This is a genomic window from Bradyrhizobium sp. 521_C7_N1_3, from assembly GCF_052075975.1.
GTDB classification, from domain to species: domain Bacteria; phylum Pseudomonadota; class Alphaproteobacteria; order Rhizobiales; family Xanthobacteraceae; genus Bradyrhizobium; species Bradyrhizobium japonicum.
Map to the genome: position 1 here is coordinate 6,245,489 of NZ_CP197232.1, position 19,455 is coordinate 6,264,943.

Genomic DNA, 19,455 nt, shown 5'->3' on the forward strand with positions numbered 1-19,455 from the left:
GACCCCGGATCTGCAGCGCACCACTTCGCGCTGCGCAGCGTCCGGGGAACGCGGGTCGAGTGAAGTCTACCAACAAAAACCCCGCGGCTCGCGCCGCGGGGTTTTTTCGTGTGTCGCTTGCGCCGTTCAGTGCGCGAGGATCGCCAGCAGCAGCAAGGCCACGATGTTCGTGATTTTGATCATCGGGTTCACGGCCGGTCCCGCCGTATCCTTGTAGGGATCGCCGACGGTGTCGCCGGTCACGGCCGACTTGTGGGCATCGCTGCCCTTGCCGCCGAAATGGCCGTCCTCGATGTACTTCTTGGCGTTGTCCCAGGCGCCGCCGCCCGAGGTCATCGAGATCGCGACGAACAGGCCCGTCACGATCACGCCGAGCAGCATCGCACCGACGGCCGAGAACGCCGCCGACTTGCCTGCCGCGCCGCCGCCCGCGATGACGTAGATCAGGAAGTAGACGACGATCGGCGACAGCACCGGCAGCAGCGAGGGGATGATCATCTCCTTGATCGCCGCGCGGGTCAGCAGGTCGACCGCCTTGCCGTAATCAGGCTTGTCGGTGCCCTGCATGATGCCCGGCTTCTCGCGGAACTGACGACGCACCTCCTCGACGATCGCGCCGGCCGCACGGCCCACCGCCGTCATGCCCATCGCACCGAACAGGTACGGCAGCAGGCCGCCGAACAGCAGGCCAACAACCACGTAGGGATTGTTGAGCGAGAAGTCCGGATTGACGCCGGCGAAGTACGGATGCTGCGCGGACCCCGCGACGAAGAACTTGAGGTCCTGGTTGTAGGCCGCGAACAGCACGAGGGCGCCGAGACCGGCGGAGCCGATCGCGTAACCCTTCGTCACCGCCTTGGTGGTGTTGCCGACCGCGTCGAGCGCGTCGGTCGATTTGCGCACCTCCTTCGGCAGGCCCGCCATCTCGGCGATGCCGCCCGCGTTGTCCGTGACCGGGCCGAAGGCGTCGAGGGCGACGACCATGCCGGCCAGCGCCAGCATGGTGGCAGTCGCGATCGCGATGCCGAACAGGCCGGCCAGGCTGTAGGTGACCAGGATGCCGGCGATGATGACGATCGCAGGCAGCGCGGTCGCTTCCATCGAGACGGCGAGACCCTGGATCACGTTGGTGCCGTGACCGGTCACCGAAGCCTGGGCGATCGACTTCACCGGACGATAGTCGGTGCCGGTATAGTATTCGGTGATCCAGATGATCAGCGCGGTGACGACGAGGCCGACGATGCCGCATTGGAACAGCGACATGCCGGTGTAGTCGACGCCGTCGAGCTTGCCGAAACCGATCAGATAGTAGATCACGCCGGCGATGCCGATCAGCGACAGGATGCCGGTTGCGATCAGGCCCTTGTAGAGCGCGCCCATGATCGACTGGCTCGGCCCGAGCTTCACGAAGAAGGTACCGATGATCGAGGTGATGATGCAGATGCCGCCGATCGCGAGCGGCAGCGTCATCATGTTGGCGAGGATCGGCGTCTTGGCGAAGAAGATCGCCGCGAGCACCATGGTGGCGACCGCGGTCACCGCATAGGTCTCGAACAGGTCGGCGGCCATGCCGGCGCAGTCGCCGACGTTGTCGCCGACATTGTCGGCGATGGTGGCCGGATTGCGCGGATCGTCCTCGGGAATGCCGGCCTCGACCTTGCCGACGAGGTCGCCGCCGACGTCCGCCCCCTTGGTGAAGATGCCGCCGCCGAGACGGGCGAAGATCGAGATCAGCGAGGCACCGAAGCCGAGCGCCACCAGGGCGTCGACCACGAGACGGCTATCGGGCGCGAGTTTCAGCGAGTGCACCAGGAAGCCGAAATAGAGGGTCACGCCGAGCAGCGCGAGACCCGCCACCAGCATGCCCGTGATGGCGCCTGCCTTGAAGGCGAGCTCGAGCCCGCCGGCAAGCGACGTGGTCGCTGCCTGGGCGGTGCGCACATTGGCGCGAACCGAGACGTTCATGCCGATGAAGCCGGCCGCCCCCGACAGGATGGCACCGATGGCAAAACCGATCGCGACATAAAGCCCGAGGAAATAGACAAGCAGCACGAAGATGACGATGCCGACGATGCCGATCGTGGTGTACTGGCGCCGGAGATACGCCTGTGCGCCCTCACGCACCGCTCCCGCGATCTCCTGCATGCGCGGCGACCCCGCATCCGCACTCAACACCGAAGACGTCGCCCAAATCGCGTAGACGACGGAAAGCACTCCGCAGAGCACTATCAACCATAATGCTGTCATGTGATTTTTGCCTCAGATCCTTGATGTACGTACCCCCGGCGCCTTTTGTTTTTCCGTCATGCGGTGGGCGCCCTTATGTTGAACAGGGCCGCCCCTTGCACGAAGGTGTGGCCCTGGTCGGTCACAAGCTTGCCAAAATCAAATTGAGGGTGCAACGCCGGATGAGGCCGAAAAAGCCGATCTCGGCAAGTATTTAGACCTAATCCCGAGCGCTTGGCCGCCGCCCTGGCGCAATTCCTAGAAGTGGCTGTAGGACAGGCGCTTCAAGGTCAGTTCGTGACCCCGCCCGTCCAGGAAGCGCGGCCGCTCGCGGCCCGCGACGATCGTACCGATCGCCGTGACGGCCACACCCGCCGCCTGGCCTGCGGCAATCAGCGCATCGCTTTGCGCCGGCGGCACCGTGCACAGCACCTCGTAATCGTCGCCCCCGGCGAGCAGCGCCTCAACGCAAACGACGTTGCCCGCGACCAGGCCGGCCGCAGCAGCCGAGAGCGGCAGGTTCGCGACGTCAACCCTGGCCGAGACGCCGGACGCCGCACAGAGTTTCGTCAGATCGCCGGCGAGCCCGTCGGAGACATCCATCGCGGCCGTCGCGTGGTCCCGCACGGCCTGCGCCAGCACATTGCGCGGCTGCGGCACGCGATAGCGCGAGACCAGCATCTCCTTCGCTTGCGGTTCGGACGCGAGCGCCCCGGCCGCGGCGCCGCCTGTGAGCACGTCGAGGCCGAGCGCGGCGTCGCCGATTGTCCCCGTCACCAGGATGCGGTCGCCGGGCCGCGCGCCGGTACGGCCGACCATCCGTCCCTTCGGCACGCGGCCGAAGGCGGTGATCGAGATCATCTGTGGCCCCGGCGTCGACACCGTGTCGCCGCCAAGCAGCGGGCACGCGAAAGTTCTGCTGTCCTCGCCGAGCGCATCGGCGAACGGCCTGAGCCAGCCATCCTCCTTGCCGCGCAGCGCCAGCGTCAGCACGAAGCCGGCGGGCGCCGCGCCTTTGGCTGCGAGATCGGACAGGTTCACCCGCAGTGCTTTGCGCGCGATGGTGTCGGGCGGATCGGTGGCAAGATAATGCACGCCCTCGACGACGGCGTCGGTGGTGACGACGATGTCGTCGCCGGACGAGGACAGGACCGCGGCATCATCGACCAGCCCGAACGCGCCGGGGTCGGTCGCCAGCGGCTTGAAATAGCGCGCGATGAGGGAGTCTTCGGCGGAGGGGTTCTGAGGGTCTGCCATCGGCCTTAGCCACACCCAATGCTGTCATCGCCCGGCTTGACCGGGCGATCCAGTACGCCGAGACGGCAGTGATGAATTACGACCGCCGCGGCGTACTGGATCACCCGCCTTCGCGGGTGATGACGGCGGAGTATGGGGCAGCCGCATCGCATCTCTTCACCGCCCTCGTGGATAACTACCCCCGCCCGAACTCGTCGCCGCGGAACTGGCGGCCGATCTGGTCGAGCACGGCGTTGACCATGCCGGTCTCCTCGCGGTCGACGAATGCATTCGCGACGTCGACATATTCGGACACCACGACGCGGCCCGGCACGTCCTTGCGATGCTGGAGCTCATAGGCCCCTGCCCGCAGCACCGCGCGCAGGATGGCCTCGATCCGCTTCAGGGGCCAGCCCTTCGACAGCGCTTCGTCGATCAGGGGATCGAGCATCTTCTGGTCGCGCACGACGCCGGAGACCACGTCGCGAAAGAACGCCGCTTCCGCCGGCAGATAGGTATCGCCCTCGACCTCGTTGCCGAGCCAGTGGCTCTCGAACTCCGCAAAGATGTCGTTGATCCCGGCGCCGGCGATGTCCATCTGGTACAGCGCCTGCACGGCCGCGAGCCGCGCGGCACCGCGCCGGTTTGCTTTCTTCTCCGTGAGCCCCGCCGGTTTCTTGGTGTTGTCAGCCATGGCTCAGGCCTGCGCCACGCGGTGTTTTATGCGTAACATCGCGAGCGCGGCGCGCGCGGCATCGCCGCCCTTGTTGAGCTCGCTGGCGCGCGCCCGCGCCCAGGCCTGCGCCTCGGTATTGACGGTGAGGATACCGTTGCCGAGCGGCAGCTTTCGCGAAACCGCAAGATCCATCAGCGCGCGCGAGGATTCCTGCGAGACGATCTCGAAATGGATGGTGTCGCCGCGGATCACGCAGCCGAGCGCGATCACCGCGTCATAGGGCTTGCCGTTCGCCGCAGCGGCATCGATCGCGATGGCGACCGCCGCCGGGATTTCCAGCGCGCCGGGAACCGTGATGACGTCATGCGTCAGCCCCGCCGCCTTCAGCTCGGTCACCGCGCCGTCCAGAAGCGCATCCTGGAGATCGTCATAGAACCGCGCCTCGACAATCAGCGCGCGTGCGCCGGAAATGTCGGTCTGGTCCTTCAGGGGTGCGCGTCGCGCGTCTGCCATCGTCTCAATCCGTTGAGTTAAGTCGTCTCTTGGTTAGTCTCTTGTGTCGGCGCGTTATGTAGTCGCCGCGAGCGGGTAAGCCAAGTTTTAAACCGTCATTTCCGTCAGCCGCGCCGCATAGCGGGCCATCAGGTCGACCTCGATATTCACCTCGGCGCCCGCTTTCCAGCCGCCGATCGTCGTGACCGTCAGCGTATGCGGGATGATCAGCACCGAAAAGGTCACGTCTCTCACCGTATTGACCGTCAGAGACACGCCATCGAGCGTGATCGAGCCCTTGGTGGCGATGAAGCGCGCGAGCTCCCGCGTGGTCGAGAGCTCGAACCGCGCCATGTCAGGCAGGTCCTCGCGGCTGACGAGGGTGGCGACACCGTCGGCATGGCCGGCGACGATATGGCCGCCGAGCTCGTCGCCGATCTTGAGCGCGCGCTCGAGATTGAGCCTCGTGCCGACCTTCCAGTGCTTCGCTGTCGTCAGCGCCAGCGTCTCCGCGGCGGCATCGACGTCGAACCAGGTTCTGCCGCCTTCGACGCCGGAAGCAACCACCGTCAGGCAGACGCCGTTGCAGGCGATCGAGGCGCCGTCGGCGATGGTGGTCTGATCGTAGCGGCAAGCGATGCGCAGCCTGTGCAACTGGCCCTGCGCCGTTGGCGTGAAGCCGACGATCTCGCCGATATCGGTGACAATGCCAGTGAACATTACGCGCGCTCGTAGATGGTGAGAGTATCCTTGCCGAATGTCTCGCTAGCATGAACCTTATAGGCCCGCGACTGCGTGATTTTCGACAGGGGCAATGCATCGAGTGCATCGACGCCGCCCGGGCCGACCTCTTCCGCTCCGCGGAACAGCCAGATCTCGTCGGCGAGATCGGCCGCGACGAAGGACGCCGCGACATGGCTGCCGCCCTCGACCATCAGCCGCGTGATGCCCTTCTCCGCCAGCACATGCAGCACGGCCGAAAGATCAAGCCCGGAAGCGTTTCCCGGCGGTACGCGGATGATCTGAGCGCCGGCCGCTCCGAGCCGCGTAGCGGCGGCGGCTTCAGCAAGCTCGGAGCCGATCACCCAGAGCGGCGTCTCCCGCGCGGAACGACCAAGCTGGCTCGCGGCCGGAATGCGCAGATTCTGGTCGAGCACGACGCGTATCGGAGAACGTGCTTCCATGCCCGGCAGGCGACAGTTGAGCTGCGGATCATCCGCCAGCACCGTGCCGATGCCGACCAGGATGGCGTCGCTCTGTGCGCGGAGCAGATGCACGCGATCGCGCACGGCCTCGCCCGTGATCGCAAGCGGCTTGCCGCCAGCCGCACCGATCTTGCCGTCAGGCGAGACCGCGAGCTTCAGGATCACATGCGGGCGCTTGTCACGGATGCGGCGGAAATGCCCGGCATGGTCGAATGCGGCCTCCGCCGCGCACAGACCTACATCCACATTGATGCCGGCGGCGCGCAAGCGCGCATGACCCTGGCCCGCGACTTCCGGGTTGGGATCCTCGATCGCCGCGACCACCCGCGTTATGCCGGCGGCGATCACCGCGTCTGCGCAAGGCGGCGACTTGCCGAAATGCGAGCATGGCTCCAGCGTGACATAGAGCGTGGCGCCGCGCGCCGCCTCGCCGGCCCGGCGCAGCGCTTCGGGCTCGCCATGCGGTCGCCCGCCTGGCTGCGTCCAGCCGCGGCCGATGATGACCCCGTCTTTGACGATGACAGCGCCCACGGCAGGATTGGGCCAGGTACGCCCCTGCCCGCGCTTGCCCAGTGCAAGCGCCAGCTGCATGAAGCGGCGATCGGCGTCCTTGGAGTCGCGGGCCTTCTGCGCGAACTGATCCTCCAGTATCCGGAAGATCATTTGCGGATCGCGGCGAGCCGCGCTTCCTCCTCACCGGAGAGCTCGCCGAGCACGTCGGCGAAATCCTTGGCCTCGCGGAAATTGCGATAGACCGAGGCAAAGCGCACATAGGCGACGTCGTCGAGCGTGCGCAGATGCTCCATCACGGTCTCGCCGATCACCTCGGAGGAGATCTCGGCCTCGCCGCCGGTCTCGAGCTCGCGGACGATGGTGGAGACCATCTTCTCGACCCGCTCCGGCTCGACCTGCCGCTTGCGCAAGGAGATCGACACCGAGCGCATCAGCTTGTCGCGGTCGAACGGCACGCGGCGGCCGTTGCGCTTGATCACCGTGAGCTCCCGCAACTGCACGCGCTCGAAAGTGGTGAATCGGAAATTGCAGGCGACGCACACGCGCCGCCTGCGTATCACGGAAGAGTCCTCGGTCGGACGCGAGTCCTTTACCTGCGTATCGAGACTGTTGCAGTTCGGGCAGCGCATCCGTTTACCCTAGACCTTACTGATAGATCGGGAACCGATCGGTGAGCGCCTTGACCCGCTCCTTGATCGCGGCCTCGACCAGCGGCGCTTTGCCGTCGTCGGACTGCGCGATCGCGTTGAGGACCTCGGCGATCATGCCGCCAACCTGCTGGAATTCGGCGACGCCGAAACCGCGGGTCGTCGCCGCCGGGGTGCCAAGACGCAGGCCCGAGGTGACGAAGGGCTTTTCGGGGTCGAACGGAATGCCGTTCTTGTTGCAGGTGATGGCGGCGCGGACCAGCGCCTTCTCCGAAACGTTGCCCTTCAGGCCCTTCGGCCTGAGGTCGACCAGCATCAGATGGTTATCAGTGCCGCCGGAGACAATATCGAACCCGTGGCTCTTCATCGCTTCGGCCAGTGCCTTGGCGTTCTCGACGACGTTCTTCGCATAGATCTTGAAGTCCGGACGCAGCGCCTCGCCGAAGGCGACCGCCTTCGCCGCGATCACATGCATCAGGGGCCCACCCTGCAGGCCCGGGAAGATCGCCGAGTTGAGCTTCTTGGCGAGCACCTCGTCGTTCGAGAGGATCAGGCCGCCGCGCGGACCGCGCAGCGACTTGTGCGTGGTGGTGGTGGTGACGTGGGCATACGGCACGGGCGAGGCATGCACGCCGCCGGCGACGAGACCGGCGAAGTGCGCCATGTCGACCAGGAGGTACGCGCCGACGCTGTCCGCAATCTCGCGAAAACGCTTGAAGTCCCAGGCGCGCGAATAGGCCGAGCCGCCGGCGACGATCAGCTTGGGCTTGACCTCTTCGGCCTGCTTGGCGACCGCGTCCATGTCGATGATCTGGTCCTCGCGGCGCACGGTGTAGTGCGCGGCCTTGAACCACTTGCCGCTCATGTTGACGGGCGAGCCGTGGGTGAGATGGCCGCCGGCCGCGAGGTCGAGGCCCATGAAGGTGTCGCCGGGCTGCAGCAGCGCCAGAAACACCGCCTGGTTCATCTGGCTGCCGGAGTTCGGCTGCACGTTGGCGAAGTTGGCGCCGAACAGCTTCTTGGCGCGATCGATCGCGAGGTTCTCGGCGACGTCGACCCACTCACAACCGCCATAGTAGCGCGCGCCCGGATAACCCTCTGCGTACTTGTTGGTCATCACCGAACCCTGCGCTTCCAGCACGGCACGGCTGACGATGTTCTCGGAGGCGATCAGCTCGACCTCATGGCGCTGCCGGCCGAGCTCGCCCTTGATGGCGGCGGCGATTTCCGGGTCGGCCTGGTCGAGTGAGGCGGTGAAAAACGAGTCGGGCGCGGAGGCGGTTCTGGCTGAGGTCATCTTGCGAATATCTCCACCGCCGCAGCCTTTTGGCGGGCTACGGGCGGTCTGGTGTGGCGATCGGAAGCGGCGAGCGCGATCTACCACATCACCCGCCCCCGGCCAAGTATTTGCGGGTCGGGCCTGATATTTATGCAAGATATGGTGGGGATTGAAGGATCTGGGCGAGCGGACGGCTCCTTGAACCGTCCGCCCCGATCAGTCCTGAAGGGTCCGATTTGGACCTTAAAATCCGTGCCGGCGCCGGCCGATGCGGGCCGGACCTGCCCTGCCCCCCTACAGCCCGGTATACCCCGCCTTCACGGGATCGACGCTGCCGTCGAGCTGGCGCAGATAGGTCAGTCCGCAGACCGTCAACCTGTGGGGGTCCTTCTCGCCGGCTTCCATCAGGGTGTTGAGATAGTTCGTGACCTTGGCCCGCGCCTCCTCGCTGGCCGCCGCCGAGCGATTGGCGAGCAGGTCATAGGTCTGCATGATCCGGTCGATGGCAGCTTCCATGTCACCCTCTGGCTCTGTCGAATTTTGGGAGTTTTGATCAGGCAACCGCGCGGGCCCCGGACTGGGCCTCGAACCGGCCAATGGCCTTGTTGGCGAGCCTGATCTTGTTCAATTCGCCGTGCTGGAGCAGCTTGATGATGATCTCGAGCAGGCGTTCGTTGGTGACCAGCGTGTCGGGAATCGCGCCGGAGCGGCGGAGGTAATTCGCTGCGATGGCATAGGCGTCGCTCACGACTTCGACGTTCATTGCCTGAAGCCCGCGCTCGACCAGCATCGCATCCTCCGATCCGCAGTAACAACTGCGGTGCGGGGGACTGGTTCCACCCGGCTGGACAATTATTTCGCAGTCGCGAAACGACAAAACGCACCGGTCCGGGCAGAGCCGGGCCGGCGCGCTTGGGGAGGTCAGGCACGTTCGGGAGGCTTGCCGGTCTTGTTGTGGGCCGGCTTGGCCAATCCCGTCGTAAAGAACTCAGAGACGATACAGGATCTGGTCGGTCCAGAACCGCTCGAGGCGGTGCAGCGACTTGTTGAGGGTCGAGAACTCCTCGCCCGAGATACCGCCGACCTGCTCCACCGTCTTGACGTGCTTCTGGTAGAGGGAGTCGACGATGCGGCGGACTTCCTGGCCCTGCGGGGTCAGGCGGATGCGCACCGAACGGCGATCGACGCGCGAGCGCTGATGATCGAGGAAGCCGAGCTCGACGAGCTTCTTCAGATTGTAGGAGACGTTGGAGCCGAGATAGTAACCGCGCGTGCGCAGCTCGCCCGCGGTCAGCTCCTTGTCGCCGATGTTGTAGAGCAGGAGCGCCTGGACCGAGTTGATGTCCGCACGGCCGCGGCGATCGAATTCATCCTTGATGACGTCGAGGAGCCGGCGATGCAGCCGCTCCACCAGAGTCAAAGCTTCCAGATAGAGCGACTGCACCGAACCCTGCTGGCCGGAGACGCGCTCTGCGGTATCTGCCGCAGTTGCGACGGCTTTCATCATGACACTTCCCCTGTTGTCGTTTTTATCGACACTCATTCGACGAAACTTGTGCTCCGTCTGATAGGTGCAACTTAAGGGGGGCGTTTGAAGATCGGCTTAAATAAGAGAATAAAGAGATCATGAATTTAAGACAGTGAATTGCGGATTAAGCCTGTGTCACAAGGGCTTTTCGCAACCGTCTATTGACCCTCGCAAGGTCCTGTTCACCCTCCGTCCGCCACCTCTGTCGCATTCCAGTACAGGGCCGCCCCGTTTCGAAACGGGCGCGTAAGAGCTGTGGCGGAATGCACGGAGTCAATGAAAAGTTACCTCGAATTTTAGGCAACCAACGGTCAACCAATCCACGACTTCGGAAATGCCGCTCTCGTGTCGCGGACAAGCGCAGCGAAGCGAAGCGGAGCGCAGAGCCGGGCCCCAGAAGCAGCAACCGAGATCGTGGAGAGCTGGGCCCCGGCTCAGCAGCGCATCACTGCGTGCTGCGCTGCGTCCGGGGGCACGAGAGAGTGTGCGTTGAAATCGTAAGCGCGCTACGGCGGCCGCTCGCGCGCGGCCATCCAGGCGAGCGCGAGATAGGCGGCGAGCATGAAGGCTTCGACACCGACGACGATCAGGCTGCCGCCGTAGATGCCCGGGAACATCAGTTCGATCACCGCCATCGACACCACGGTCGTCAGCCACACCACCGCGCCCCAGGGCGTCGCGAGCCAGAGGCCGACCGCGGCAACGAGCTCGATCACGGCGAAATAGACGGTGGCGGCCTGCCAGGCCATCGACTGGTTCTCGAACGCCTCGTCCTCGCCGCCGACGAAGCCCGTGACCTGGGCCCAGTGATAGAGGCCCTTCAAAATAGACAGCAGCGCCATCACGCGTAGGAACAGCACGAGCCGGCGCGTCCAGACATTGTCGTCGGACTCGGGACGCTCCGACGAGATCGCCGCCACCGACATCGCGTTGTCTCTGGCGTTGTCTCTGGCAGCGTCCCTGGCACTGGCGCCGTCGCGGGCCGCATCGCGGGTGGAGATTTCGGACATGGTCCCCTTCTGGCTGCTTCGCCCCGCAAAATCAATCGGCTGCCCGAGCGACCTCAATTTTGCCTTGCGGCAGGTCAAGCCGCGGTGGCGGGAACCATGCGAGCTGGTATAAGAATAATTCCAGCCGGAGGAAGAATGATGGCGATCAAATACGGACGTCCGATCGAATTGCGCGAGGTTTCGCGCCGGGACGGCGCTGCCGCCTCCCCTGCCCTCGATCTGACCGTCCGCCCGCGCCGCAACCGCAAGGCCGAATGGGCCCGGCGCATGGTGCGCGAGAACGTGCTCACCACCGACGATTTGATCTGGCCGCTGTTCCTGATCGACGGCAACAACAAGCGCGAGCAGATCACCTCGATGCCGGGCGTCGACCGCCTCAGCGTCGACCAGGCCGTGCGCGAGGCCGAGCGCGCCATGAAGCTCACCATCCCCTGCCTTGCGCTGTTTCCCTACACCGATCCGTCCCTGCGCGACGAGGAGGGCTCCGAGGCGACCAATCCGAACAACCTGGTCTGCCAGGCGGTGCGCGCGATCAAGAAAGAGTTTCCCGACATCGGCATCCTTTGCGATGTCGCGCTCGATCCCTTCACCAGCCACGGCCATGACGGCCTGATCTCCGACGGCAAGATCTTGAACGACGAGACGGTTGCGGTGCTGGTGCGTCAGGCGCTGGTCCAGGCCGAAGCCGGCTGCGACATCATCGCGCCGTCCGACATGATGGACGGCCGCGTCGCCGCGATCCGCGAGGGGCTGGACCGCTCCGGCCTGCTCGACGTGCAGATCATGGCGTATGCGGCCAAATACGCCTCCGCCTTCTACGGTCCGTTCCGCGACGCCATCGGCTCGGCCAAGACGCTGACCGGCGACAAGCGCACCTACCAGATGGACAGCGCCAATACCGACGAGGCGCTGCGCGAGGTCGATCTCGACATCTCCGAGGGCGCCGACATGGTGATGGTGAAGCCCGGCATGCCCTATCTCGACGTGGTCCGGCGCGTGAAGGACACCTTTGCGATGCCGACCTTCGCCTACCAGGTCTCCGGCGAATACGCGATGATCGCAGCCGCCGCCAACAACGGCTGGCTCGACGGCGAGCGCGCGATGATGGAGAGCCTGCTGGCGTTCAAGCGCGCCGGCGCCGACGGCGTGCTCAGCTATTTTGCGCCGAAGGTGGCGGAGAAGTTGCTGAGCCGAACGTAAGGCATCGCAGTAATCTTAGGGTGGGCAAAGCGAAGCGTGCCCACCCTGCCAATTAGCGATCGCGGAACGATGGTGGGCACGGCGCTAACGCGCCTTTGCCCACCCTACGACACCTTCCCTGAGCGACAGCGGTAACAGCATCGCCCCCGAATCGCCGGAATATTTCGGCTTGTTGACGCCCGCGCCCTTGGCACGGGGACGACTTGTTCCCATGTCCTGCCACGGGAGTTTCCCTTGGGAGAACGGACCATGTCGTATTCGGACTCGGGTAATGCCTGGCGCAATGACGGCGCTGTGCAACCGCACGCCTACGATCCCTATCTGCACCCCGAATTGTTCCGCGGCGTGGCGACGCGGCGGGCGTTCGCGTTCCTGATCGACATGGTCGTGATCTCCGTTCCCGTGATCCTCGGCTACATCTTCATCGCGCTGTTTGGCATCGTCACGCTCGGCATCGGGTGGGCGCTGTTCTGGCTGGCCTGGCCGGCCTCCGTCGTTTGGGCCATCGTCTATTACGGCGCCTGCATCGGCGGTCCGTCGTCCGCGACGATCGGCATGCGCCTGATGGATCTGGAGTTGCGCACCTGGTACGGCGCACCCGGCTATTTCGTGCTCGGCGCCACCCATGCCGTGCTGTTCTGGGTGACGGTCTCGTTCCTGACACCTTTCGTGGTGCTGGTTGGGCTGTTCAACGGCCGGCGGCGAATGCTGCATGATGTCGTGCTGGGAACGGTCGTGATCAACAATTCCGTCCGCGCGCCCGTTCCGCAGGCCGCAAGGACCTACTGAGAGCCTGGTGATCAAGAACCTATCAACCGGGACCGACTAAACTGACTGATCTGACCTGCCGAGTAGACCGATTGACCGGGGGGCTTCGTAGCGCGATGCTGATGCCCACTTTGGAGGCCCACGACGTCCCTTGACCCAACACTCGCGCGACACCCCCCAATTTTACCTCACGGCGCCCTCTCCCTGCCCGTATCTGCCGGGCCGGCATGAGCGCAAGGTGTTTACGCACCTCGTGGGGGAGCGCGCAGGCGACCTCAACGACCTCCTGACCCATGGCGGGTTCCGTCGCAGCCAGTCGATCGCCTACCGGCCGGCCTGTGACCAGTGCCGCGCCTGCGTCTCGGTCAGGGTGGTCGCCAACGAGTTCCGCCCCTCCCGAAACTTCCGCAAAGTGATCGCGCGCAACGCCGACATCATCGGCGAGCAGCGCAGCGCGGTGCCGACCTCCGAGCAATATTCGGTGTTCCGCGCCTATCTCGACTCCCGCCACCGCCATGGCGGCATGGCCGACATGACCGTGCTCGACTACGCCATGATGGTCGAGGACAGCCATGTCGAGACCCGCATCATCGAATACCGCAAGCGCGGCCCCGACAGCGGCATCACCGGCCGCGGCGAGGAGCTGATCGCGGTGGCGCTGACCGACGTGCTCAGCGACGGCCTGTCGATGGTCTATTCGTTCTTCGAGCCGAGTCAGGTCAGCCGGTCGATGGGCACCTTCATGATCCTCGACCACATCGCCCGCGCCCGCCGCCAGGGGCTGCCTTACGTCTATCTCGGCTACTGGATCGAGGGCTCCAAGAAGATGGATTACAAGGCCCGCTTCCTGCCGCAGCAGCGCCTCGCGCCGTCAGGCTGGCTGCGCATCGACGCGCAAGGCGACGCGACATCAGAGCCGCAGGATTAGCCGACCCGCACTCTCAGCCATGCCCCGCGACCCGGCCACGCCAAGGCTTCGCCGGGGCTGAGGTCTAGGGGCGCCGAAGCTTTAGTGTAGGCCGCAGGCGGGGCATCCAGTACGCCGCGGCCTTTCGACTCAACTCCAACTGTCTCTGGAATACTGGGTCGCCCGGTCAAGCCGGGCGACGACAGCGGTATGTTTTGTCGGCACTCACCCGAACAGCGTATCCACCAGCAGTTTCACGTTCAAAACCACGATCACGCCTGCGACGATCCACGCGATCGCGGCGACTGACGTGGGTATCGCGAACTTCCCCATCTTGCGCCGATCCGAGACGAAGCGCACCAGCGGGATGACGGCGAAGGGCAGCTGCATCGACAGCACGACCTGGCTGAACACCAGCAGATCCGCCGTGCCGCGTTCGCCATAGATCGCGGTGACGACGATCACGGGAACGATGGCGATGCCGCGCGTGAGCAATCGCCGCGCCCAGCTCGGCAGGCGCAGGTCGAGAAACCCTTCCATCACGATCTGGCCGGCAAGCGTCGCCGTCACCGTCGAGTTCAGGCCCGAGGCGAGCAGCGCAATCGCAAACAGCGTCGAGGCGATACCGAGGCCGAGCAGCGGCGACAACAGCTCGAAGGCCTGGCCGATCTCGGCGACGTCGGAATGGCCGCTCTTGTGGAAGGTCGCGGCTGCCACGACGAGGATCGCCGCATTGATGAACAGTGCCAGCATCAGGGCGATGGTCGAGTCCGTCGTCGCCCATTTGATCGCTTCGCGCCGGCCGGTGTCGTTACGCTCATAGGCGCGCGTCTGCACGATCGAGGAGTGCAGATAGAGGTTATGCGGCATCACGGTCGCGCCGATGATGCCGATCGCGATGTAGAGCATCTCCGGATTGGTGAAGATCTCGGTCTTCGGCATGAAGCCGTGCAGCACCTCGGCAACCGGCGGTGCGGCCGCCACGACCTGGACCGCGAAGCACACCGCGATCACGGCCAGCAGCGCCATGACGAAGGCTTCGAGGAAACGGAAGCCGCGGTTCATCAAAAGCAACAGCAGGAAGGCGTCGAGAGCTGCGAGCAGCGCGCCGCCGATCAGGGGAATGCCGAACAGCAGTTTCAGCGCGATCGCGGTGCCGATGACCTCGGCGAGGTCGCAGGCGATGATCGCGGCCTCGCAGGCGAGCCAGAGCAGAAAGTTCACCGCCGGCGAATAGGTCGCGCGGCAGGCCTGGGCGAGGTCGCGGTCGGTGACGATGCCAAGCCGTGCCGCCAGCGACTGCAGCAGGATCGCCATCAGGTTTGAAAGGAGGATGACCGAGAGCAGCGTATAGCCGAACCTGGAACCGCCGGCGAGGTCGGTCGCCCAATTGCCGGGGTCCATGTAGCCGACCGAGACCATATAGCCGGGGCCGACGAAGGCCAGCAGCCGCCGCCACCACTGCCCCGCAGCGGGAATGGCGACCGTGGCATTCACCTCGGCAAGGCTTTTGGTGGTCGGCGCATCGCTGCGCCAGCCGGTGGCATCTTGGGTCAAATCGGGGGAGCGGGCATCCATATCAGCAGAATACCGAAGTCGAAGCTTATTGCAACTCATTTGCAACTGCATCTAGCCGCATGAGTTCCCGGCCGGGCGGTATCCGCCGTCCTGTCGGGAAGCGGGTGGGTTTGGCCGTCCTCGGGGGCGGATACTGGCGCCAACACGACTTTGCAGGAAATGCGCCATGTCAAACCCGCTTCGCCTCCCCGACACCTTCAACCGCCTCGCCTGGTCCAACCTGGCGGCGCAATCGGCCGAGCAGATCGCGCTCGCCGCGGCCCCGATCGTCGCCGTGCTCACGCTGGGTGTTGCGGAAGGCCAGACCGGCCTGCTCCAGACCGCCCTTACCCTGCCCTTCGTGCTGTTCGCCATTCCGGCCGGCCTGCTCGCCGACCGCATCTCCCGCCGCTCGCTGATGGCGGGTGCCGAAGCGCTACGCGCGGTCGCGCTGGCGGCCATCGTGCTGCTGCTCACACTGGGCGCGCTCAATTTGCCGCTGCTGGCTCTGCTCGGCTTTGCCGCCGTATGCGGCACGGTCGTCTACAGCGTGGCGGCGCCGGCCCTGGTGCCCTCGCTGGTGAGCGCGGAGCTGTTGCCGTCGGCAAATGCCCGCATCGAGCTCGCCCGCACCATCGCCTTTGCAAGCGGGCCGGCGCTCGGCGGCGCGCTGGTCGGCTGGTGGGGCGCGAGCCCGGCCTTCGGCTTCGCCGCAGCGCTCTCGGCCATCGCCGTCGTGCTGCTCTCCGGCATCTACGAGCCCACCCGGACGCCCTCGCCGCGGCGCCATCCGTTCCAGGACATCCGCGAGGGCGCGGCCTTCGTGTTCCACCATCCACTGCTGCGGCCGGTGTTCATCACCCAGTTCATCTTCAACACCGGCTGGTTCCTCCAGATCGCCGTGTTCGTGCCCTACGCGGTGCGCCATCTCGGCCTGACGGCCGCAGGCGTCGGCACCGTGCTGACGATGTACGGCATCGGCATGGTGATCGGCGCGCTGTTCGCCACGCGCGTGATGAAGCGCATCGCCTTCGGCACGGTGGTCGGCCTTGGCCCGGTCACGGGTTTCGTCGCCGCGGTGGTGATGGCGCTGACGGTGCTGGTCCCCTCGCCCTGGCTCGCGGCCTTGAGCTTCTTCCTGCTCGGGGTCGGGCCGATCCTCTGGGTGATTTCGACCACAACACTGCGCCAGTCCGTGACGCCGCCGCGCCTGCTCGGTCGCGTCTCCGCCATCAACATCATGAGCTATGGCGCCCGCCCGCTGGGCTCGGCGCTGGGCGCGATCGTCGGCGGCCTCTGGAGCGCGGAGGCCTGTCTGTATCTCGCAGCCGCCGTGTTCGGCGCGCAGGCGCTGGTGATCTGGCTCTCGCCCGCCGTGGCGCTGGATCGGCAGCCGGCCATGGTGGGGGACGAAGCGGTGGCGGCGCGGTGTTAGCCACAGCTGTCGTCCCCGCGAACGCGGGGACCCATAACCCCAAGGAGAAGTTTGACGAAGACTGTTAGTTGCAAGGCATCCGTTGGGACTCGCACCAAGCACTGCCGAAAGATCACGCGCGGTATGGGTCCCCGCGTTCGCGGGGACGACAGCAACGGCCTAATTCGCCAGATACCGCTCGTAGCTCCCGGTCACCGGCTCGCTCGTATCGACCTCGGGATCGAGCGTGTAGAGGTCCTGCGCGCGGCCGATGCCGCGCAGCGCATAGCGTCCGGTGGAGACGAGGTAGCGGCGGCCGGTGGCGTCCAGGCCCTTGTAGAACTCGGCCGAGGCCAGCAGCTCGCGGTCGACCGAGCGGCTCATCGAGGCGATGCGGCTGACCTCGTTGACGGTGGGGCCAACGACGGTGAAGTCGAGCCGGTCCGCGCTGCCGATATTGCCGTAAAAGACTTCGCCGACATGCAGGCCGATATAGGCCGACGTTGTGGGGCGGCCATCGGCCTCCCGCCGCTTGTTCAGCGCAGCGACGTTCTTGCGGAACAGATGCTCGGCGCGCAGCGCAGCGCGCCGCGCGTCCGACATGTCCTCCCCCCAGAACATCGCGAGCACGCCATCGCCGATCAGCTTCAGCACGTCGCCGCCGGCATCGTGGATCGCGTCGATCACAGCCTGCGCATAGTCGTTGAGGAACGGGATGATCTCGTCGGGGCCGATGCTCTCGCTGATTCCGGTCGAGCCGCGCAGATCCGAATACCACAGCACGGCGTTGATCCGCTCGGTGACGCCGCGCGTGATGCGCCCGCCCAGCACCTGCGCGGAGGCATCGCGGCCGAGATAGACGCGGCCGAGCGTTCGCGCGATATCGACCTGCTGCGCCGACTTGATTGCGAGCCCCAGCACCGGCACGAGATCGCGCAGAGATTCGAGCTCGGGTTCGGAGAAGCCGCTGTCGCGGCGCGTGGTCCAGCAGGAGTAGAGGCAATCCATCAGGCCGAGCGCACCGTTCTCGCCAAAACGATGCACGAAAGCGAGATAGTGCTTGTGGCCCTTTTCGGCGAGTTCGCCGATCTGTGAGAAATCCATCGACGGCGCGTCGGCAAGGTCGATCACCCTCTCGTCCTCGCCGTGCTCGAGCATGTGGAAGAACACCGAGCGGCGCCAGCTCTTGGCGGCATCGCCTTCGGCGGTCGAACCATATTCGAACGCATCGCTCTCGTTGCTCTGCCGGTCGCTCCACCGGAAGCCGCGGCCCTCATAGATCGGATGCAGCGTGTCGATCACGACGAGCCCGCGCGAGAGTTCCAGCCCTTCGGCGCGGCAGCGCTCGCAGAAGCCGCGAAGCAGCTCGTTTTCGGGCAGGCCCGTCAGCCCTTGGCCGGTCAGCCAGTTCATCAGCGCGAGGCGCGAGGTCAATTGCATACGCCATTATGGCGTGCATTCGTGACGAGCGAAAGGCCGCGCGCGAACGCCGCACAACCAAGGCTCCCGCCCGCAGCAGGTCGAATATGCCGCAGGCGCTGTTGACGCGCTCTCGCCGCGGGCCGCAAATGCAACCGATGACACCGCCGCACACCGCGACCAGAATCGCACCGAAATGAGCCAGCGCCAGCTTCCGATCATCCTGGCGCTCGGCACGACGCAGACCCTGGCCTGGGCTTCCAGCTACTATCTGCCGGCGCTGCTCGCCGATCCCATGGCGCACGACCTCGGCGTCTCCTCCAACTGGATCTTCGGCGCATTCTCGGCCTCGCTGGTGATTTCGGCGATGCTCGGCCCACGCATCGGGCGACAGATCGATCTGTTCGGGGGCCGGCAGGTGCTGTCGGTCTCGAACCTGACGATGGCCGCCGGTCTCGTCCTGCTCGGCCTCTCGCACTCATTGGCGGTGATGGCGTTCGCCTGGCTCGTGCTCGGCATCGGCATGGCGATGGGGCTGTACGATGCCGCCTTCGCCGCGCTCAGCCGCATCTACGGCACCGAGGCGCGCAGGCCTATCACCGGCATCACGCTGATGGCAGGCTTCGCCTCGACCGTCGGCTGGCCCCTCACCGCCTGGGGCCTGTCCCATATCGGCTGGCGCGAGACCTGTTTTGCCTGGGCGGCCGCCAACATCCTGATCGGCCTGCCCCTGAACTTCTTCATGCTGCCGGCGATCAAGGGCGCCAGGCAGGCTGCGGTGACGGCCGAGAAGCCGCATTTGCCGCTCGACCGCACCATGGTGCTGCTCGCCTTCGTCTTCGCGGCGGTCTGGACCGTCACCGGCGCGATGGCCGTCCATTTCCCGCGCCTGCTGGAGGCCACAGGCGCGAGCCATGTCGAGGCCATCGCGGCCGGCGCGCTGATCGGTCCGGCACAGGTGGCCGCGCGCATTCTCGAAGCGGGCTTTCTGAGCCGATTCCATCCGCTGTGGTCGACGCGCCTTGCCTGCGTCACCCACCCGCTCGGCGCCGCCGTCGTCGCCATCTTCGGCGCGCCCGCTGCGAGTGCGTTTGCGCTGCTCCACGGCTCGGGCAACGGCATTCTCACGATCGCGCGCGGCACGCTGCCGCTGTCGATCTTCGGCCCGAAGGATTTCGGCTACCGCCTCGGCATCATCGGCGCGCCGGCACGGATGGCGCAGGCCGTGGCGCCGCTGGCCTTCGGCCTGCTCATCGATGTCATGGGCGCCAAGGTGCTGATGGTCTCCTCCGCGCTCAGCCTCTCGGCGCTGGCGGCGCTGTTCCTGATCCGCGCCGAACGGCGGCCGGATTGACCGCGCAGCCGCTTTCGCGCACAA

General features: G+C 65.8%; 19 protein-coding genes. 5 read left to right on the plus strand and 14 right to left on the minus strand.

From position 1 onward, the window contains the following. Nucleotides 1–126 precede the first annotated feature (126 nt). The 12 genes from AB7008_RS29220 to AB7008_RS29275 all read right to left on the minus strand — a co-directional run bounded on the left by AB7008_RS29220 (nucleotide 127) and on the right by AB7008_RS29275 (nucleotide 10,812). Entirely contained in the window at nucleotides 127–2,247 is a 2,121-nt protein-coding gene (locus AB7008_RS29220; RefSeq protein WP_028155105.1) for a sodium-translocating pyrophosphatase, read from the minus strand. A 237-nt stretch (nucleotides 2,248–2,484) separates the two neighbouring features. Next, complete coding sequence (gene thiL, locus AB7008_RS29225) at nucleotides 2,485–3,483, minus strand: thiamine-phosphate kinase (RefSeq protein ID WP_441259914.1); 999 nt, start codon at nucleotides 3,481–3,483, stop codon at nucleotides 2,485–2,487. A gap of 175 nt (nucleotides 3,484–3,658) precedes the next feature. Beyond that, a complete protein-coding gene (gene nusB, locus AB7008_RS29230; protein ID WP_028155103.1) occupies nucleotides 3,659–4,156 on the minus strand; it encodes a transcription antitermination factor NusB in 498 nt (165 codons plus the stop codon). A gap of 3 nt (nucleotides 4,157–4,159) precedes the next feature. Next, nucleotides 4,160–4,651, minus strand: coding sequence for a 6,7-dimethyl-8-ribityllumazine synthase (gene ribH / locus AB7008_RS29235; protein WP_441259915.1), 492 nt, complete (start codon nucleotides 4,649–4,651; stop codon nucleotides 4,160–4,162). Nucleotides 4,652–4,738: 87 nt separating this feature from the next. Next, complete coding sequence (locus tag AB7008_RS29240; protein ID WP_028155101.1) at nucleotides 4,739–5,350, minus strand: riboflavin synthase; 612 nt, start codon at nucleotides 5,348–5,350, stop codon at nucleotides 4,739–4,741. Continuing rightward, on the minus strand, nucleotides 5,350–6,498 hold the full coding sequence (gene ribD, locus AB7008_RS29245; protein ID WP_441259916.1) for a bifunctional diaminohydroxyphosphoribosylaminopyrimidine deaminase/5-amino-6-(5-phosphoribosylamino)uracil reductase RibD: 1,149 nt from the start codon (nucleotides 6,496–6,498) through the stop codon (nucleotides 5,350–5,352). The genes AB7008_RS29240 and ribD overlap by 1 nt, the downstream gene beginning before the upstream one ends. After that, a complete protein-coding gene (gene nrdR, locus AB7008_RS29250) occupies nucleotides 6,495–6,977 on the minus strand; it encodes a transcriptional regulator NrdR (protein WP_007603426.1) in 483 nt (160 codons plus the stop codon). Before nrdR ends, ribD begins: the two co-directional genes overlap by 4 nt. 16 nt (nucleotides 6,978–6,993) lie before the next feature. Further along, nucleotides 6,994–8,292, minus strand: a complete 1,299-nt coding sequence (gene glyA / locus AB7008_RS29255; RefSeq protein WP_014494772.1) for a serine hydroxymethyltransferase — start codon at nucleotides 8,290–8,292, stop codon at nucleotides 6,994–6,996. Nucleotides 8,293–8,568: 276 nt separating this feature from the next. Continuing rightward, on the minus strand, nucleotides 8,569–8,790 hold the full coding sequence (locus AB7008_RS29260) for a hypothetical protein (protein WP_028155099.1): 222 nt from the start codon (nucleotides 8,788–8,790) through the stop codon (nucleotides 8,569–8,571). Between the two features lie 37 nt (nucleotides 8,791–8,827). Beyond that, nucleotides 8,828–9,064 carry a hypothetical protein gene (locus AB7008_RS29265; protein ID WP_028155098.1) on the minus strand — a complete coding sequence of 79 codons (237 nt, stop codon included), beginning with the start codon at nucleotides 9,062–9,064 and terminating at the stop codon, nucleotides 8,828–8,830. Between the two features lie 198 nt (nucleotides 9,065–9,262). Then, nucleotides 9,263–9,781: a transcriptional regulator LdtR gene (gene ldtR / locus AB7008_RS29270; protein ID WP_011087797.1), complete on the minus strand. Its 519-nt coding sequence runs from the start codon at nucleotides 9,779–9,781 to the stop codon at nucleotides 9,263–9,265. 527 nt (nucleotides 9,782–10,308) lie between these two features. Beyond that, nucleotides 10,309–10,812: a DUF6163 family protein gene (locus tag AB7008_RS29275; protein ID WP_028155097.1), complete on the minus strand. Its 504-nt coding sequence runs from the start codon at nucleotides 10,810–10,812 to the stop codon at nucleotides 10,309–10,311. A 138-nt stretch (nucleotides 10,813–10,950) separates the two neighbouring features. Between AB7008_RS29275 and hemB the strand changes: the two genes are divergently transcribed. The 3 genes from hemB (at nucleotide 10,951) to AB7008_RS29290 (ending at nucleotide 13,708) form a co-directional block, all read left to right on the plus strand. Beyond that, the gene (gene hemB / locus AB7008_RS29280) at nucleotides 10,951–12,012 is read left to right on the plus strand and encodes a porphobilinogen synthase (RefSeq protein WP_041959649.1); all 1,062 of its coding nucleotides are present in this window, start codon (nucleotides 10,951–10,953) and stop codon (nucleotides 12,010–12,012) included. A 249-nt stretch (nucleotides 12,013–12,261) separates the two neighbouring features. Further along, complete coding sequence (locus AB7008_RS29285) at nucleotides 12,262–12,801, plus strand: RDD family protein (protein ID WP_441259917.1); 540 nt, start codon at nucleotides 12,262–12,264, stop codon at nucleotides 12,799–12,801. A 130-nt stretch (nucleotides 12,802–12,931) separates the two neighbouring features. After that, entirely contained in the window at nucleotides 12,932–13,708 is a 777-nt protein-coding gene (locus tag AB7008_RS29290; protein WP_014494765.1) for an arginyltransferase, read from the plus strand. A 204-nt stretch (nucleotides 13,709–13,912) separates the two neighbouring features. On the opposite strand, the gene AB7008_RS29295 is transcribed toward AB7008_RS29290, so the two are convergent. After that, nucleotides 13,913–15,265: an Nramp family divalent metal transporter gene (locus AB7008_RS29295; RefSeq protein WP_304490115.1), complete on the minus strand. Its 1,353-nt coding sequence runs from the start codon at nucleotides 15,263–15,265 to the stop codon at nucleotides 13,913–13,915. Nucleotides 15,266–15,431: 166 nt separating this feature from the next. On the opposite strand from AB7008_RS29295, the gene AB7008_RS29300 reads away from it, so the two are divergent. Further along, nucleotides 15,432–16,679, plus strand: coding sequence for an MFS transporter (locus tag AB7008_RS29300; RefSeq protein WP_441259918.1), 1,248 nt, complete (start codon nucleotides 15,432–15,434; stop codon nucleotides 16,677–16,679). 159 nt (nucleotides 16,680–16,838) lie between these two features. Here AB7008_RS29300 and AB7008_RS29305 read toward each other — a convergent pair whose 3' ends face one another. Further along, nucleotides 16,839–18,098 (minus strand): adenylate/guanylate cyclase domain-containing protein, encoded by a 1,260-nt coding sequence (locus AB7008_RS29305; protein WP_248878232.1) that lies wholly within the window; start codon nucleotides 18,096–18,098, stop codon nucleotides 16,839–16,841. Nucleotides 18,099–18,273: 175 nt separating this feature from the next. Between AB7008_RS29305 and AB7008_RS29310 the strand changes: the two genes are divergently transcribed. Further along, nucleotides 18,274–19,431: an MFS transporter gene (locus tag AB7008_RS29310; protein WP_304490117.1), complete on the plus strand. Its 1,158-nt coding sequence runs from the start codon at nucleotides 18,274–18,276 to the stop codon at nucleotides 19,429–19,431. Nucleotides 19,432–19,455 lie beyond the last annotated feature (24 nt).